Annotated in this window: 11 protein-coding genes; 6 read left to right on the top strand and 5 right to left on the bottom strand. The window is 62.1% G+C overall.

The features are described from left to right. Nucleotides 1-42 precede the first annotated feature (42 nt). On the top strand, nt 43-1,428 hold the full coding sequence (locus tag FOT55_RS23370) for an ethanolamine ammonia-lyase subunit EutB (RefSeq protein ID WP_043140320.1): 1,386 nt from the start codon (nt 43-45) through the stop codon (nt 1,426-1,428). After that, nucleotides 1,425-2,216, top strand: coding sequence for an ethanolamine ammonia-lyase subunit EutC (eutC, locus tag FOT55_RS23365; RefSeq protein ID WP_147824090.1), 792 nt, complete (start codon nt 1,425-1,427; stop codon nt 2,214-2,216). Before FOT55_RS23370 ends, eutC begins: the two co-directional genes overlap by 4 nt. Here the strand turns inward: eutC and FOT55_RS23360 are convergent. After that, a complete protein-coding gene (locus tag FOT55_RS23360) occupies nt 2,195-3,097 on the bottom strand; it encodes a LysR family transcriptional regulator (protein ID WP_060447978.1) in 903 nt (300 codons plus the stop codon). The genes eutC and FOT55_RS23360 overlap by 22 nt on opposite strands. Before the next feature lie 449 nt (nt 3,098-3,546). Here FOT55_RS23360 and budA point away from each other — a divergent pair, with 449 nt between their 5' ends. The 3 genes from budA (at nt 3,547) to FOT55_RS23345 (ending at nt 7,774) form a co-directional block, all read left to right on the top strand. Continuing rightward, nucleotides 3,547-4,326, top strand: coding sequence for an acetolactate decarboxylase (budA, locus tag FOT55_RS23355; protein ID WP_099816963.1), 780 nt, complete (start codon nt 3,547-3,549; stop codon nt 4,324-4,326). A 32-nt stretch (nt 4,327-4,358) separates the two neighbouring features. Further along, nucleotides 4,359-6,044, top strand: coding sequence for an acetolactate synthase AlsS (gene alsS, locus FOT55_RS23350; protein ID WP_147824089.1), 1,686 nt, complete (start codon nt 4,359-4,361; stop codon nt 6,042-6,044). A gap of 143 nt (nt 6,045-6,187) precedes the next feature. Continuing rightward, the gene (locus FOT55_RS23345; protein WP_147824088.1) at nt 6,188-7,774 is read left to right on the top strand and encodes an ABC transporter substrate-binding protein; all 1,587 of its coding nucleotides are present in this window, start codon (nt 6,188-6,190) and stop codon (nt 7,772-7,774) included. Nucleotides 7,775-7,808: 34 nt separating this feature from the next. On the opposite strand, the gene FOT55_RS23340 is transcribed toward FOT55_RS23345, so the two are convergent. Then, on the bottom strand, nt 7,809-9,983 hold the full coding sequence (locus tag FOT55_RS23340; RefSeq protein ID WP_141967428.1) for a TonB-dependent siderophore receptor: 2,175 nt from the start codon (nt 9,981-9,983) through the stop codon (nt 7,809-7,811). A gap of 276 nt (nt 9,984-10,259) precedes the next feature. On the opposite strand from FOT55_RS23340, the gene fes reads away from it, so the two are divergent. Next, nucleotides 10,260-11,552: an enterochelin esterase gene (fes, locus tag FOT55_RS23335; RefSeq protein WP_147824087.1), complete on the top strand. Its 1,293-nt coding sequence runs from the start codon at nt 10,260-10,262 to the stop codon at nt 11,550-11,552. A 27-nt stretch (nt 11,553-11,579) separates the two neighbouring features. On the opposite strand, the gene FOT55_RS23330 is transcribed toward fes, so the two are convergent. From FOT55_RS23330 to fepD, 3 genes are read right to left on the bottom strand one after another with little or no spacing between them, the layout of a single operon-like run. Beyond that, entirely contained in the window at nt 11,580-12,386 is an 807-nt protein-coding gene (locus FOT55_RS23330) for an ABC transporter ATP-binding protein (RefSeq protein ID WP_060433787.1), read from the bottom strand. Between the two features lie 17 nt (nt 12,387-12,403). Continuing rightward, a complete protein-coding gene (gene fepG / locus FOT55_RS23325) occupies nt 12,404-13,441 on the bottom strand; it encodes an iron-enterobactin ABC transporter permease (protein ID WP_025303767.1) in 1,038 nt (345 codons plus the stop codon). Beyond that, nucleotides 13,441-14,496 carry a Fe(3+)-siderophore ABC transporter permease gene (gene fepD / locus FOT55_RS23320; RefSeq protein WP_147824086.1) on the bottom strand — a complete coding sequence of 352 codons (1,056 nt, stop codon included), beginning with the start codon at nt 14,494-14,496 and terminating at the stop codon, nt 13,441-13,443. Before fepD ends, fepG begins: the two co-directional genes overlap by 1 nt. Between the last annotated feature and the right edge of the window lie 170 nt (nt 14,497-14,666).

Below are 14,666 nucleotides of genomic sequence, written 5' to 3'. Positions count from 1 at the left end.
TGCAGGGCTGTTATCTCGTCACTCGGGGCAAGGGAGGGGACTATGTATCAGGCAACGGTGGGCCAACGCGGCTATCGCTTTGGCGATCTGCGTCAGCTGATGGCGAAGGCTTCGCCTGCGCGCTCCGGCGATTATCTGGCGGAGGTGGCGGCGCAAAGCGCCGAAGAGCGTATGGCGGCGCGCATCGCGCTGGCGGATTTGCCGCTCAAGGCGTTCCTGCAGCAGACGCTGGTGCCGTACGAGCAGGACGAGGTGACGCGCCTGATTATCGATAATCACGATGCCGCCGCTTTTGAGCCCATCTCGCACCTCACGGTCGGCGATTTTCGCGACTGGCTGCTGAGCGAGCAGGCCGACAGCGCCATGCTGGCGCAGGTGGCCGCCGGTATCACGCCGGAGATGGCGGCAGCGGTGAGCAAGATCATGCGCAATCAGGATCTGATCCTGGTGGCGAAAAAGTGCCGGGTGGTGACGCGCTTTCGCAATACGATTGGCCTGCCGGGCCACCTTAGCGTGCGGCTGCAGCCCAATCACCCGACCGACAGCCTGCAGGGCATCGCCGCCAGCATGCTGGACGGCCTGCTGTACGGCAGCGGTGATGCGGTGGTTGGCATCAATCCGGCCAGCGACAGCCTGCCGCTGCTGGAAAAGCTCAACTACATGCTGGACGACGTGATCCAGCGCTTCGCCATTCCCACCCAATCCTGCGTGCTGACCCATGTGACCAACACGCTGCGGCTGATGGAGCGCGGCGCGCCGGTGGATCTGGTGTTTCAGTCGATCGCCGGTACCGAAGCGGCCAATCGCGGTTTCGGCATCAGTCTGGCGCTGCTGGCGGAGGCGCAGCAGGCGGCGCTGAGCCTCAAGCGCGGCACGTTGGGCGATAACGTGATGTACTTCGAAACCGGGCAGGGCAGTTGCCTGTCGGCTAACGCGCATCACGGCGTCGATCAGCAGACCTGTGAGGCGCGTGCCTATGCGGTGGCGCGCCATTTCTCACCGCTGCTGATCAACACCGTGGTGGGGTTTATCGGCCCCGAATACCTGTATGACGGCAAACAAATTATCCGCGCCGGGCTGGAGGACCACTTCTGCGGCAAGCTGCTCGGCCTGCCGCTGGGTTGCGACGTCTGCTACACCAACCATGCCGAAGCCGATCAGGACGACATGGACACGCTGCTGACGCTATTGGCCGCCGCCGGGTTGACGTTCCTGATCGGCGTACCGGGCGCGGATGACATCATGCTCAACTACCAAAGCACCTCGTTCCACGACGCGCTCTATATCCGAGAGCTGCTGGGGCTGAAGCACGCGCCGGAGTTCGCCGCCTGGCTGGCGGCGATGAACATCACCGACGAACGCGGGCGGCTGCGCGACGCCGCCGCCAATCACCCGCTGTTGCTGGCGCTGCAGGGAGAACGGACATGAGCAAACCGGTTCACGTCAACAGTTGGGATGCGCTGCGCGCCTTTACCGACGCGCGCATCGCGCTGGGGCGCACCGGCGCCAGTCTGCCGACCGACGAGCTGCTGCGCTTCGGCCTGGCCCATGCCCAGGCGCGCGACGCGGTGCATCAGCCTTTCGACAGCGAGCGGCTGGCGGCGGATCTGCACGATGCCGGTTGGCCCACGCTGGCGGTGCACAGCCAGGCTGGCGACCGCGCCGCCTACCTGCGCCGTCCGGATCTGGGGCGGCGATTGGCGCCGGATAGCCGCAGCCTGCTGCTTGGTTTACCGCCGCGCCGCGTCGATCTGCTGCTGGCGGTGGCGGACGGCCTCTCCTCCAAGGCGGTGCACCGCCAGGCGCTGCCGTTGCTGCAAGCGCTGCGGCCCTATCTCGATACGCTGGGGCTGACCGTGGCACCGGTGGTGCTGGCGCATCAGGCGCGGGTGGCGCTGGGGGATGAGATCGGTGAATGCCTGCAGGCTCGGGCGGTGGCGATGCTGATCGGCGAACGGCCGGGGCTGTCGTCGCCGGACAGTCTGGGCATCTATTTGACCTGGGGACCGAGCGCGCGCAGAACGGACGCCGAGCGCAACTGTATTTCCAACGTACGGCCCGAGGGGCTGGATTACCCGCAGGCGGCGTTCCGCCTGGCCTGGCTGCTGGAGCAGGCGTTCAAGCGGCGGCTGAGCGGCATCGAGCTGAAGGACGAGAGCGACAACCCGGCCCTGCATGGACGAGTGACGCCGCTTTACCCCCAGCTGGGCGGCTGACCGATGGTTTGCTGCAGCAGGGCAGTGAAGGCCGCCAGCCGGGCGGACACCTTCGCCATCGGCCGCAGCAGATAGATGCCTTGCTGCTCATGGCGCGGATCTTCCAGCATTTGCACCAGTTGCCCGTGCTGCACGTCCGGCCCCACCACCCAGTTGGGCAGAAAGGCAATGCCGAGCCCGAGCAGTGCGGCCTGACGCTGCGCGGTGAAGTCGTCGCAGCGCAGCGCCATGGTGCAGCGGCTCATCAGCGCCGCGTCGAGGATCTGCGCCCAGCAGGCCGGCTGTTGTTTGTGGTAGCGGGCGATCAGCCGGTGCTGCGGCAGCGCCTCCAGATCGCTCGGCAGGCCATAGCGGGCGACGTAGCCGGGGCTGGCGCACATGACCCAGCGTTGGGTGGCGATGCGGCTGGCGTACAGCGCGCTGTCCTTCTGCTCGCCGATGCGGATGGCGGCGTCCAGCCGTTCCTGGGTCGGATCGGTCTGGCGTTCGGTCAGATCGAGATCGACCCACAGCTGAGGGTACCGTTCCGCCAGCGTCGGCAGCAGCGGTAGCACATAGGTTTTGCCGAAGGTCGGCAGGCAGCTGATGCGCAGCGTGCCCTGCGGCGTTTCGTTCAGCGCGTTCAGCTCGGCGCGAAGGCCGGTAATGTCCGTCATCAGCGCGGCGGCGCGTGTCAGCAGCAGCTCGCCGGCGTCGGTCAGCAACAGGCCGCGGGTGGAGCGCACGAACAGCGTCGCGCCGAGCGCGCTTTCCAGCGCATCGATATGGCGCACCAGCGAAGAAGGCACCATACCCAGCTGGCGCGCAGCGGCGGAAAAGCTGCCCAGGTGGGCCACGTCGAGAAAAATTGGCAGATGTTCTACATAGCGGGCGTCATTCATTTTTGCATTATATGCAAAAGCGTTTCTTATGAATACCCGCTTCTCTGCCGGCGGCGCGGCGGCTACTCTGGCTGCGGGTTGACGACGGGCTTCAACGCCGCCTTATCCCGGCCGTATAGAGAGAAAACGCATAAACCTCGCGGTGCTTAGCACTAAATAACAGATGTTTTTCCCAGGCTGCGCGAGCCGCCTGCGGAGTTGATAGTCGCTCCAACACCAGATTAACCGTTCAATTTGATATCCGATCCAGCATTAATGATTAGTGAGCCTTTACTTTCACTCATCATGCTGTTGACTCTGGATATCGGCCGGCCAGCCGTGCCGGTTTTTTTGTCGCCTCAGGCTGAATCGTTCCAACTGATGAACGCGCCTGAGGGGCATCTTGGCCCGCCGTCGGCGGGTCTTTTGAACGCGTGGAACCGCAGTTCCGCGCTGGTGGAGGAGTCAGCATGAACGAAAAACACGGGTGTTCCTGTGCGCGCCATTTGGCGCAGGGTTTTGCCAGGCAGTCGATCAACGCCGGGGAGGGCGAAATCTATCAAATCTCGCTGATGAGCGCGCTCATCGACGGGGTCTACGAGGGGGAAACCACCATTGCCGAGTTGCTCAAACACGGCAACTTCGGCCTCGGCACCTTCAATCATCTGGACGGTGAACTGATCGCTTTCGACCAGGAAATACACCAGCTGCGCGCCGACGGCAGCGCCCGGCCGGCCGGCCTGCAACAGAAAACCCCTTTCGCCGTCGTCACCTTTTTCCAGCCCAGCGTCAGCCAGCAATTCGATCGGCCGATCACCAAGGCGCAGCTGCACCAGTGCATCGACGAACAGGTCGCCTCGCCGAACCTGTTTTGTGCGGTGCGGGTCGACGGCGAGTTCAGCCACGTGGAAACCCGCACCGTGCCGCGCCAGGAGCGGCCTTACCGCCCGATGCTGGAAGCGATAGAAGAGCAGCCGACCTTCTCGTTCCACCAGCGGCGCGGCACGCTGGTCGGCTTCCGCTCGCCGGATTACATGCAGGGCATCGGCGTGGCCGGCTATCACGAACACTTCGTTACTGACGACCGCAGCGGCGGCGGCCACGTACTGGACTACCAGCTCGATCATGGCCATTTGCAGTTCGGCGTCATCACGCGTCTCAATCTTCAGTTGCCGCACGATGCGGATTTCTTGCGCGCCAACCTCTGCCCAGAGGATTTGGACCGCGCGATTCGTTCCGCCGAGGGCTAACCCCGGCGATTGTTTTCTTAGGAGGTGGAACCATGGCACAGGAAAAAACAGGCAATGACTGGCAATGCGGCGCCGATTTGGTGGTGAAAAACCTGGAAGCGCAGGGCGTCAAACACGTTTTCGGCATTCCGGGCGCCAAGATCGACCGGGTGTTCGACTCGCTGGAGGACGCGCCATCGATCGAAACGGTGGTGGTGCGGCATGAGGCCAACGCGGCCTTTATGGCGGCGGCGGTCGGCCGCCTGACCGGCAAGGCAGGGGTGGCGCTGGTCACCTCCGGGCCGGGCAGCTCCAACCTGATCACCGGGCTGGCTACCGCCACCTCGGAAGGGGACGCGGTGGTGGCCTTCGGCGGGGCGGTGAAGCGCGCCGACAGCCTGAAGCAGACGCACCAGAGCATGGATACCGTCAGTATGTTCCGGCCGGTGACCAAGTATTGCGCCGAAGTGCATGCCGGTTCGGCGATTTCCGAGGTGATCGCCAACGCCTTTCGCCGCGCCGAGTTCGGCCGGCCGGGGGCGTCGTTCGTCAGCCTGCCGATGGATATCGTCAATGAACCGGTCAGCGCGCCGGTGCTGGCCGGCTGCCGCTTGCCGCGCATGGGGGCCGCCGCGGCAGACGACATTCAGGCGGCGGTGAAACTGATCCGCCAGGCCAAATGCCCGGTATTGCTGCTCGGCCTGCAGGCCAGCCGGCCGGAGAACAGCGAGGCGGTGCGCCATCTGCTGTACCGCACCCATATGCCGGTGGTCGGCACCTATCAGGCGGCGGGGGTGATCGACGTCAACCACTTCGCCCGTTTCGCCGGCCGCGTCGGCCTGTTCAACAACCAGCCGGCCGATCAGCTGCTGCAGAAGGCCGATCTGGTGGTGAGCGTCGGCTATGATCCGATCGAATACGATCCCTGCATGTGGAACAGCCACGGGCGACTGAAGTTGGTGCACATCGACGTGCTGCCGGCGGATATCGATACCTGCTATCGGCCGGACGTCGAGCTGGTGGGCAATATCAGCGCCACGCTGAACATGATGACCGAAGCATTCAATGAGGCGGTCTGTGTGCCGCCGGAGGTGGAGCTGATCCTCTCCGAGCTCGGCCGCCAGCGCACTGAGCTGGCGGAGCGCGCCGCCCGCCGCGGCGGCATGCCGATCCACCCGCTGCGCATCGTCAAGGAGCTGCAGGACATCGTCAGCGACGACGTGACGCTGTGCGTGGACATGGGCAGTTTCCATATCTGGATCGCCCGCTATCTTTACAGCTTCCGTGCCCGTCAGCTGTTGATCTCCAACGGCCAGCAAACCATGGGGGTGGCATTGCCGTGGGCCATCGGTGCGGCGCTGGTGCGCCCCGGCGACAAGGTGGTGTCTATCTCCGGTGACGGTGGCTTCATGCAGTCGAGCATGGAGCTGGAGACCGCGGTGCGGCTGAAAAACAACATCGTGCACGTCATCTGGGTCGATAACGCCTACAACATGGTGGAAATGCAGGAAGTGAACAAATACCAGCGCAAGTCCGGCGTGGAGTTCGGGCCGATTGACTTCAAGGCCTACGCGGAATCCTGCGGCGCGGTCGGTTTCGCCGTGCAGTCGGTGGAAGATCTGCGGCCGATGCTGCGCAAGGCGATGGCGATCCAGGGGCCGGTAGTGGTGGCCATCCCGGTCGACTATGCCGACAACTATAAGCTGATGGCGCAGATGAACTTCAGCCAGATGATTTAATTTCATCATCATCGTGCCGTTTCACCGGGGCAGGCCGCTTGCGCGCCTGCCCGTTTTTATGCGCGGAATTTGTCCTTTACTTCGCTAACTGCATAATTTATTGCTATCCGTTGGGCTGTTTTTTCACCACTGGGGATAGCGCAATGAAAAGAAAAGCAATAACGATCGGGCTGCTGGCGTTGGCGATTGCCGGCGGCGCGCGAGCCAATACGCTGGTCTACTGTTCCGAAGGATCGCCGGAAGGCTTCAACCCGCAGCTGTTCACCTCCGGCACCACGGTGGACGCCAGTTCGGCGGCGATCTACAACCGGCTGGTGGACTTCAAACCCGGCACCGTCGAGCTGCAACCCAGCCTGGCGGAAAGCTGGGAAGTGAGCGAAGACGGCAAGCGCTATACCTTCCACTTGCGCAAGGGCGTGGCATTCCAGAGCAATAAATATTTCACGCCCACCCGCGATTTCAACGCCGATGACGTCATCTTCTCGTTTATGCGCCAGAAGGACGCCAACAACCCGTATCACAAGGTCTCCAACGGCGCCTACACCAACTTCGAGTCGATGGAGTTCGGCACGCTGATTGACCGGATCGTCAAGGTGGACGAGCACACCGTGCGCTTTGAGCTCTCCCGCGCCGAGGCGCCGTTCGTCGCCGATCTGGGCATGTACTTCGCCACCCTATTATCGGCGGAATATGCCGACGCGATGCTGAAGGCCGGCACGCCGCAGCGGGTGGACAACGATCCGATCGGCACCGGGCCATTCCAGCTGGTGCAGTACCAGAAAGACGCGAAAATCCTCTACAAGGCGTTCGATCGTTACTGGGAAGGCAAACCGAAGATCGACCGGCTGGTGTTTTCGATCACGCCGGATGCGACGGTGCGTTACGCCAAGCTGCAAAAGAACGAGTGTCAGGTGATGCCGTTCCCTAACCCGGCGGATCTGGCGCGCATGCGGCAGGACGGCAACCTTCAGGTGATGGAAAAATCCGGCCTAAATATCGGCTTCCTGGCGTTCAACACCCAGAAGAAACCGTTGGATAACGTCAAGGTACGCCAGGCGTTGGCGCTGGCGGTCAACAAGCCGGCGATCATCGAGGCGGTGTTCCACGGCGCCGGCCAGACGGCCAAGAACCTGCTGCCGCCGGCCCAATGGGGCAGCAACGCGCAGCTTGAAGACTACCCGTATTCGCCGGAGCGGGCGAAGCAGCTGTTGCAGGAGGCCGGGCTGGGGCAGGGGTTTGACATCGATCTGTGGGCGATGCCGGTGCAGCGGCCCTACAATCCCAACGCCAAGCGCATGGCGGAGATGATCCAGGCCGACTGGGCTAAGATCGGCGTGCGCGCTAAAATCGTCACCTTCGAGTGGGGCGAATATTTGCAGCGGATTAAAAACGGCGAGCACCAGACCGCGCTGATGGGCTGGACCACCGCCAATGGCGATCCGGATAACTTCTTCGGCCCGCTGTTCACCTGCGCTTCGCTCGGCGGCTCCAACTCGGCGAAATGGTGCTACAAACCGTTCGACCAGCTGATCCTGCAGGCGCGTGAAGAGAACGATCATGCCAAGCGGGTGGCGATGTACCAGCAGGCGCAGGTGATGATGCACGATCAGATGCCGGCGCTGATGATCGCGCACTCGACCATCTTCGAACCGGTGCGCAAGGAAGTGAAAGGCTACGAAATAGACCCGTTCGGCAAACACATCTTCAAGCAGGTGTCGCTGGAGAAATAAAGCGGGGCGCCGCATTGCCGCGGCGCCCAAAACGTTACCAGCTGTAGCTGACCGTCGCGGTGACGGTACGGCCACTGCCGTAGAAACAAGCGTCCACGCCGCCACAGGACGAAACGTAATGCTTGTCGGTCAGGTTGTTGACGTTAACCTGCAGCGCGGCGCCTGCCAGGCTCGGAGCCACTTCTCCCAATTCGTATCGCGCCATCCAGTCATACAGCGTAAAGGCCGGCACTTTGTAGGTGTTGGTCGCATCGCCTTGGCTGGCGCCGCTGTAGCGTACCCCAGCGCCGGTGGAGAGGCCTTTCAGCGGCCCTTGCAGGAAGCTGTAGGTTCCCCAGGCGGAGGCGGCGTGCGTCGGCACCATCACCAGCGTCTTGCCGCGCTGATCGTCGACATAGGTTTCTTTGGTAACGATGTCGGTATAGGTATAGGCCGCCATGAGCTCAATGGCCGGGGTGAGCTGTGAATGCACTTCGGCTTCCAGTCCTTTGGAGCGCACCTTGCCGATCTGCTCCTTATACTTGGTGACCGGGTTGGTGGAGCTGACGTTTTTCTGCGTCAGATCGAACAGCGCCAGTGTCACCAGCGTGTTGCCGTTTTTCGGCTGGAATTTCACGCCGATTTCGGTTTGTTCACCGGTGGTGGGCTTGAACGGATCGGTGCCCGGCGCGCCGGTATCGAGGTTGGGTTCAAACGATGTGCTGTAGCTGATGTACGGGGCAATGCCGTTGTCAAAGGCGTACAGCAGGCCGCTGCGGCCAGTCAGCTTGGTGTCGTTTTGCTGACTGTCGCTGGATCTCAACATGTCCTGAGTGCGTAGCTCGGTCCAATCATTGCGCAGCGACAACAATAAATTCCAACCGCCGTAGCTCATCTGATCCTGCAGATAAACGCCGAGTTGATCCAGCACCTTGCGGTTATCGGTGACCTTCGGCAATGCGCTTTCGTTGACCGGCATGCCGTAAACCGGCCGAGTCCAGTCGAGGAAATAGCCAGCGCTGTCGCCGCGCCAGTTTTGGGTATTGACCTTGCTCCACTTGTAGTCAAGGCCGGTCAACACGCTGTGCTCGACGTCGCCGGTGCTGAATTGCGCTTTCAGTTGGTTATCCAACCCCAGCTCATGGGATTTGACGATATCTTTTTGCGGACGGCGCTGCAGCAGCGTGCTGTTTTTGGCTTGCGACATGAACACCAGATATTTGTAACGTTCATCCACCGTGGTGTAACGCATGTTCTGCTGGAAAGAGAAAACGTCGTTGATATAGTGCTCGAAGATATAGCCGAACGAGGTTTGTTCGCGGCGAGCCTGATTGAAACCGGGATCGCTGACGTTGAAATCATACGGCAGATAGCCGGCGCTGCTTTTGATCGCCACGCCGGAGGTCGGCAGGAAGTTGCGGTAGCCGTTCTCCGGTTCTTTCTGGTAGCTGGTCAACAGGGTGAACGTCGTATCTTCATTGGCGATATAGGTCAGCGCCGGTGCGATGGCGAAGCGTTTTTCCTTGTGATCTTTGATACCGGTCTCTTTGGTGCCGGCGATGCCGTTAAGGCGGTACAGCAGTTTGGCGTCCTCGTCCAATGCGCCGCCGAAGTCGAAAGCGGCCTCTCCTTGATGCAGATTGCCCGCGCTCAATTGAAGTTTGCGAATAGCCTGGACGACGGGGCGCTTGCTGGTCATCGCCACCAGCCCACCCGGGTTGGCCTGGCCGTACAGCACAGAAGCCGGGCCGCGCACCACCTCAACGCGTTCAAGCAACCAGGGATCGATCTGGCCGCTTTGATAGCTCAGGCCGTCCAGATATTTTGGGGCGTAACGAAAGCCGCGTACGATCACTTCGTCGCTGCGGTTAGAGGTGCCGCGGTATTCCGCCACGACGCCGCTGGAGTATCGCAGCGCCTGAGCAACGGAAGCCGCATCCTGTTGATCCATTTGATCGCGCGTGACGACGGTGATGGCCTGCGGCGTTTTTACCAACGGCGCGGCGCTTTTGGTTCCCGCCGCGCTTTCTTTGGCGACGATGCCCTGCAGCGGCGCGGTGACGCTTTCCTGTACGCCGGCGACGACGGTGATATCACGCTCAACGTTGTCGGTTTCGGCCTGTGCGCCCGGCACCAACAGCATGGCTGAGGTCAGCAAGAGTGTGGATGCATGTGCCTTGGCTGGGTGACGCAGAGGTTGATTAGCGGTATTTTTGGGTTGTTCTGACATTTTTCATCCCTTAAAAAACAATTTTATATCAAGCTATTGCTGTCTTTTTCTCATTTGGCGCCGCCGAGAAGGGCTGCGCAGTTCCTTGCCATAATGAACGGTGGGCGAATGGCTTACCGTTTTGCAGAGCCACGCTTCGAAGTGGCCTTGTTGACCTCAGGCGCGTTGATTTATAATTGGTTACATTTTATTGAAAATACAAATGATTCTCAATGCCATTTGCATTGTCAAGAAAGCAAAAAACCGCCGGGTGCGGTAAACAGGGAAAAAGGAAAAATGCATTCGCTTCATGCTGATGGCCTGGTGCTCAACCTGCTGCAAAGGCCCGATCTCGGCGGGGAAGATTGGTGGCGTCAGGTCGCGGAGTTGGGAACACCGCTCGTTGAACCGCTGCCTGCAGCTCAGGTGCGCGTTACCTTTTTCTGGCGCGACCCATGGGGCGATGAACGGCGCTCGCCGATTAAAAAGGTGTATGTCGATATCAACTGCGTGACCGACCATCACAGCCCCTCGCCACAGAGTCTGGAACGCTGGCCGGGTAGCGATATTTGGTGGTGGCAGTTCACTATTCGCGGAGATTGGCGAGGCAGTTACAGTTTTATACCCATTGAGACGGCGCAACTGCCGCCCGCTTTTACCGGCGATGCAGCTCAGCGCCGGCAGCAACAGCGTCAGTGGTGGTGTTCGTTGTTTCCGTTGATGCGCCATGATCCGCTCAATCCAGTGGCGCCGCACTGCAGCAGCCGCGGTTTCCCGTTGTCTGCGATACATTTGCCGGCGGCGCCGGATCAATCAGCGTGGCGGGCGTTGGACGCCGGGCAAGTATTGCCCGCCGCGTCTGAGCGTTTGCAGCACTTCTTTTGGCACAGCGAACGATTGGCTAACCGACGCAACATCTGGCTGTACGCCACCGGCGCAGGGGAAGATCGCCCGTTAGTCGTACTGCTGGACGGGCAATTTTGGCTGCATGGCATACCGATTTTTTCCGCACTGGACGCCGAGACACTCAACGGAAGGCTGCCGCCTGCGCTTTATCTGTTTATCGACGTGATAGACATGGCGCGGCGTGCGGAAGAATTGGCCTGCAATGCGGCTTTTTGGCGGGCGGTGCAAGAGGAGCTGCTGCCGCAGGTGGCGACGCGTGAGTCTTACAGCGACGATCCGCAGCGTACGGTGGTGGTGGGGCAGAGTTACGGCGGGTTGGCGGCATTGTATGCCGGGTTGCATTGGCCGCAGCGTTTCGGCTGCGTATTGACCCAGTCAGGCTCTTTTTGGTGGCCGCATATCGAAGCGATGATGAACCCTGCCGAGGAATATACCGCGGACGTCGGTTGGCTGACTGAGCAGGTGCGTGGGGGCTTGTGCGCCGCAACGCCGCTGCGCGTCTTTCAAGAGGCTGGTGAAGGGGAGAGGGACATCCATCAGGTCAATCGCCAAATGCATCGGGCGCTGGTGGAGGCGGGACATCGGGTCGATTATCGCGTGTTCGCCGGCGGACATGACGCCGTCTGCTGGCGCGGCGGTTTGATCGATGGGCTGCGGGTGCTGTTGGCCCCCTGTGATGGCTAAGCGAAGGCCGGGGTAACCCGGCCTTTTTCATGCCTGCGGCGCGTCGCAGTGGTAGCGGCCGCGCGGGATCACCAGCGGCGTGTGGGACAGCGGATCGTCGATGATCATGCACGGCATGCCGAACACCCGTTCCACCAGCTCGGCGGTAATGATCTCCGACGGTTTCCCCTCAGCTACGATCTTGCCGTCGCGCATGGCGATGATGTGATCGGCATAGCGGCAGGCGTGGTTGAGATCGTGCAGCACCGCGATGAGGGTTTGGCCGCGCTCGCGGTTGAGCTGGCGGAACAGATCCAGCAGCTCTATTTGGTGCGCGATGTCGAGGTAGGTGGTCGGTTCATCCAGCAGCAGCAGCGGCGTTTGCTGCGCCAACGCCATCGCCACCCAGACGCGCTGTCGCTGTCCGCCGGACAGCTCGTCGACGCTGCGATCCGCCAGCTGGCTGACGTTGGTGGCCGCCATGGCGGCTTCCACCGCCTGTTTGTCGGCCTGCGTCCACTGTTTCAGCAGGCTCTGGTGCGGATAGCGGCCGCGCGACACCAGGTCCGCCACGGTAATGCTGTCCGGTGCGATCGAGGTTTGCGGTAGCAGGCCAAGCTCGCGCGCCAGCGCCTTGGTGGCGAAACTGCTGATGTTCTTGCCGTCCAGCATCACTTCGCCGGCGCTGGGTTTCAGCAGGCGGCACAGGGCGCGCAACAGCGTCGATTTGCCGCAGGCGTTCGGCCCGACGATCACCGTGAAGGCGCCGTCGGGGATCGCCACGCTCAGATCGTTAGCGATGATTTTATTGTCGTAGCCCAGCTTCAGGTGCGAGGCGTGCAGGCGGTGGCTCATGGCATTATCACTCTTCATTATCTGCGGGCCTCACGGATGAGCAGCCAAATCAGGTACAGGCCGCCGATGCAGACGGTCACGACCCCGACCGGCAGTTGGATCGGCGCGAAAAGATGTTGGGACACCACGTCGGCGCTGAGCAGCAGCGCTGCGCCCATCAGCGCCGATGACGTCAGGGTGACCGAGGATTGTCCGGCCAGGCGGCGGGCGATCTGCGGCGCCGCCAGCGCGATAAAGGAAATCGGCCCGGCGGTGGCGGTGACGGCGGCGGTGAGGGTAACGCCGAACAGCATCAGCCACAGCCGGCTGCCTTCGGCGTTCACGCCCAGCGCGCGCGCCGTGTCGTCGCCCATTTCCAATAGCTGCAGCCGTTTGCCCATCAGCAGCGCGGCCGCGGCCGCCAGCAGGATGAACGCCGTGGCGGGCTGGGCTTTCTGCCAGGTCATGCCGTTGAGCGAACCGGCCTGCCACATGGCGGCGTCCATGGCGCGCTCCAGCGAAGCGGTGATGATCAGCCAGGTATTGGTGGAGACCAAGACCGCGCTGATGGCGATGCCGACGATGATCAGCCGGAAGCCGGCGATGCCTTGCCGCCAGGCCAGCAGGTAGATGGCCAGCGCGGCGAGAATGCCGCCGGCCAGCGCGCCGCCGGCGATGTAGTAATAGCCGCCGTTGAACAGGGTGATGGCGATCAGCGCGCCGGTGTAAGCCCCCATGTTAAAGCCAATCACGTCCGGGCTGCCGAGCGGGTTGCGGATAATCGACTGGAAGATGGCGCCGCTCATGCCGAGCGCGCCGCCTAACAACAGCGCCATGGCAATACGCGGCAAACGCCATTGGGTGACCACGGTGACCAGATTTTTCGGCGCCTCGCCGCTGAGCGCGGCAAAGACCTGTTCCAGCGAAAGTTGCAGTGTGCCGTAGCACAGCGCGGCGACGGCCATCGCCAGACACAGTGCCAACAGTGAAAGGTTGACCAGCAGCAGGCGCAGCGGCATGCGCCAGTTGATGACGCCGTCCGGGCGGCCGATATGCAACGTGTGGGGCAGACTCATCACAGACCCCCCAGCGTTTTCTTGCGGCGCACCAGCCAGATCAGCACCGGCGCGCCGATGAAGGCCGCCACGATGGAAACCCGCAGTTCACCGGCCGCCAGCAAGCGGCCGACCACGTCGGCGCACAGCAGTAAAATCGGCGCCAGCAGCATGGAGTAGGGCAGGATCCAGCGCTGGTCGGGGCCGACCCACCAGCGGGCGATATGCGGCACCATCAGGCCGATGAAACTGATTGGGCCGACGGTGGCGGTCGCCGCGCCGCACAGCAGCGTGATGGCGATCACCGCGACAATCTGAGTCAGCACTACGCGCGCGCCGAGCGCGATAGCCAAATCTTCCCCCATACCGATGGTATTCAGCGGCCGGGTGATGAGCAGCGTCAGCAGGCAGCCGAGCAAAATGGCGGGGGCGGTGACCGGCAGCGTGGACAGCGTGCGGATATCCAGCGTGCCGGCCTGCCAGAAGCGCAGTTGGTCGAAGGTTTGCGGATCGATCAGCGACAGCCCGGTGGTGATGCCGATCAAAACCGCGCCGATCGCCACGCCGGCCAGCGTCAGCCGCACCGGGTTGATGCGCCCGCCCGCCAGCGTGCCGATCAGGTAGACCAGCAGGGTGGTGAGGGCAGCGCCGACGAAGGCATAGGCCATATAGCTTTCAGTGGTGGCGGCGCCGAAAAACATGATGCCGATGACCACGGCGAAGCTGGCGCCGGCGTTGATGCCGAGCACGCCAGGATCGGCCAGCGGATTGCGCGTCAACGCCTGAATCAGCGCGCCGGCGGCGCCGAGCGCCATGCCGGCTAAAATGCCCGCCAGCGTACGGGGCACCCGGGCGTTGAGAATGATGGTGCTGTCGGAACCGCTCGCGGCGCCCTGCAGGCTGAGCCAGACGGTATGGAAGGGGATGGCCTTGGAACCCAGCATCAGGCTGGCAATGATGCACAGCAGCAACAGCACCAAACCGATACCGAACCCGGCGAGGCGTTTGAAGCCACTGGCGTAAGCTGCGTGCGGTGCGGACGAAAGCGTCCGCTCAGTCGGAGTGGGTACGTTCACACCGGTAACTCCTGTATGATTTTTATTCTCATTGTTATTTGCGTTCATGCGGGGTGGCAATAGTAGCACGAGTTTACGCCCGCATGCACCCGCCGGTTGGTGGCAAAGGTGCGTTGACGATGTTAATAACTATTGATATTTCAATTGATTGAATGTGAACGATCGCCCCG

Source organism: Serratia bockelmannii (genome assembly GCF_008011855.1).
GTDB lineage: Bacteria > Pseudomonadota > Gammaproteobacteria > Enterobacterales > Enterobacteriaceae > Serratia > Serratia bockelmannii.
The sequence above is the reverse complement of the archived record's forward strand: the minus strand, read 5'-3'. Positions and strand labels throughout refer to the sequence as shown.

Coding starts and splice junctions, on each gene's coding strand:
- FOT55_RS23370 (WP_043140320.1), top strand. CDS start 43: ATGTATCAGGCAACGGTGGGCCAACGCGGCTATCGCTTTGGCGATCTG.
- eutC (WP_147824090.1), top strand. CDS start 1,425: ATGAGCAAACCGGTTCACGTCAACAGTTGGGATGCGCTGCGCGCCTTT.
- FOT55_RS23360 (WP_060447978.1), bottom strand. CDS start 3,097: ATGAATGACGCCCGCTATGTAGAACATCTGCCAATTTTTCTCGACGTG.
- budA (WP_099816963.1), top strand. CDS start 3,547: ATGAACGAAAAACACGGGTGTTCCTGTGCGCGCCATTTGGCGCAGGGT.
- alsS (WP_147824089.1), top strand. CDS start 4,359: ATGGCACAGGAAAAAACAGGCAATGACTGGCAATGCGGCGCCGATTTG.
- FOT55_RS23345 (WP_147824088.1), top strand. CDS start 6,188: ATGAAAAGAAAAGCAATAACGATCGGGCTGCTGGCGTTGGCGATTGCC.
- FOT55_RS23340 (WP_141967428.1), bottom strand. CDS start 9,983: ATGTCAGAACAACCCAAAAATACCGCTAATCAACCTCTGCGTCACCCA.
- fes (WP_147824087.1), top strand. CDS start 10,260: ATGCATTCGCTTCATGCTGATGGCCTGGTGCTCAACCTGCTGCAAAGG.
- FOT55_RS23330 (WP_060433787.1), bottom strand. CDS start 12,386: ATGAGCCACCGCCTGCACGCCTCGCACCTGAAGCTGGGCTACGACAAT.
- fepG (WP_025303767.1), bottom strand. CDS start 13,441: ATGAGTCTGCCCCACACGTTGCATATCGGCCGCCCGGACGGCGTCATC.